Source organism: Kitasatospora sp. NPDC015120 (assembly GCF_043080305.1).
In the GTDB taxonomy this organism is placed as follows: Bacteria; Actinomycetota; Actinomycetes; order Streptomycetales; family Streptomycetaceae; genus Kitasatospora.
Genome location: NZ_JBIBVJ010000065.1, coordinates 1 through 1,615, shown reverse-complemented (window position 1 = coordinate 1,615; position 1,615 = coordinate 1). Strand labels below are relative to the sequence as shown.

Here is a 1,615-nt window from a genome sequence, read left to right as displayed (position 1 = left end):
CATGCGCATGGGGCACCTGAGCGCGTTCTATCAACGCATCATCGAATGGGACTATCCTGATATCCCTGCCCGAGCGCCGGTCTACTCCTCGGACCGGCCGATCAAGGACAAGCCGCTACCGCGATTCCTCGACGACGGCGCCGCCGCCAAGTTCTTGACCGCAGCCCGCAACCTGCCCGACGAGTTCGGTCGCCTCGCCATCGAAATGCTCTCACGTACCGGCATGCGCAAAGGCGAACTCCTCGACCTGACAATCGATTCGGTCGTCCAGATCGGTTCCGCCTACTGGCTCCGCATCCCCGTCGGCAAGCTCCACAACGACCGGTACGTCCCCTTGCATCCCCAACTCAAAACAATGATCGACACCTGGCTCGAGCACCGACCGGACTGGCAGGACAGTCCGCTGCTCTTCACCGACCGCGGTCGTCCGATCCCGGGCACCCGAATCGACAAGGCAGTCCAATCCGCTGCTGCCGCAGCGGGAATCGGCCACGTCCACCCTCATCAGCTGCGGCACACACTCGCGACGCAGGCCATCAACCGGGGTATGAGCCTCGAGGCGATCGCCGCATTGCTCGGGCACAAGACAATGGAGATGACGATGGTCTATGCCCGAATCGCGGACCGGACCGTTGCCGACCAATACTTCTCCGTCACAGAGAAAGTCGAAGCCCTCTACAGTAAACACGAACCCGCCGTCCTGCCTGCCGAGGACGAGCCCGCCGCGATGCGCAAACTCCGCGCCGAAGCCCACCGGCGGATGCTCGGTAACGGCTACTGCGCACGCCCAGTCGAACTCGACTGCCACTTCGAGTCGATCTGCGAGTCATGCACGTTCTTCGTCACCACCATCGAGTTTCTCCCCACCCTCACCCGTCAGCGAGACGACGCCGCAGACAAGGGCCAGATCGGGCGGCAGAAGGTCTTCGACGGACTTATCCAGCGACTCGACGACACGGGCACTTGACATCGATCACCCACATAAACCGATGCCGACTTCAGGATCTCGTTGGCACGCTTGAGTTCCCGATTCTCAGCGCGAAGCTTGCGCATTTCCGCTGCCATTTCGCTCGTCACGCCGGGCCGCTGGCCGGCGTCGGTTTGCGCTCTCCGGATCCAGTTGAGCAACGTCTGCGCTGTTCCGATACCGAGTTTGTCGGCCACGGATTCGACCGCGGCCCACTCCGACGGGTACTCGTGTTGGACCTCGGCGACCATCCGCACTGCCCGCTCACGCAGTTCGGGCGGGTACCTTTTGTTCGTTGCTGACGACATGACTCCATCTTTCCCAAAGGATGAAGTCCCCGGAAACTCCGGTGCGATTCATAGTGCGCGATTGGATGTTGTCAAGAAGGATGGGACCCCAAGGAAACGGTCTCCTGTTGACGACGGTTGAAAACTAGTCCAGAAACGACGGGTGGTCTAGTTTTCAACCGTCGTTCACATCTCCTTCATCGCTTGGGTGATCTACGCCGCCTCTCTGCACGCGCGTGCTACTTCTGGTTGGCGCGATACCCGTGCCGCCTGGATAATCATTGCCGGTTTCGTCGCAATGCTGTTCAATCTCTTCATCATCAAGATGGATGTCTCCGGCCTCCATTCGTACGCGGGACTC

The 1,615-nt window shown here is 60.7% G+C and carries 2 protein-coding genes and 1 pseudogene; 2 read left to right on the top strand and 1 reads right to left on the bottom strand.

Annotation, left to right across the window (positions count from 1 at the left end; translation table 11 throughout):
- On the top strand, positions 1 to 967 hold a 967-nt coding region (locus ACF1AK_RS36310; protein ID WP_391503078.1), incomplete at its 5' end, for a tyrosine-type recombinase/integrase.
- Between the two features lie 14 nt (positions 968 to 981).
- Here ACF1AK_RS36310 and ACF1AK_RS36305 read toward each other — a convergent pair.
- Positions 982 to 1,275, bottom strand: a pseudogene (locus tag ACF1AK_RS36305) (transposase); the annotation flags it as partial.
- A 169-nt stretch (positions 1,276 to 1,444) separates the two neighbouring features.
- Between ACF1AK_RS36305 and ccsA the strand changes: the two are divergent.
- The coding region (gene ccsA, locus ACF1AK_RS36300) for a cytochrome c biogenesis protein CcsA (RefSeq protein ID WP_391503079.1) at positions 1,445 to 1,615 on the top strand (171 nt) is incomplete at its 3' end.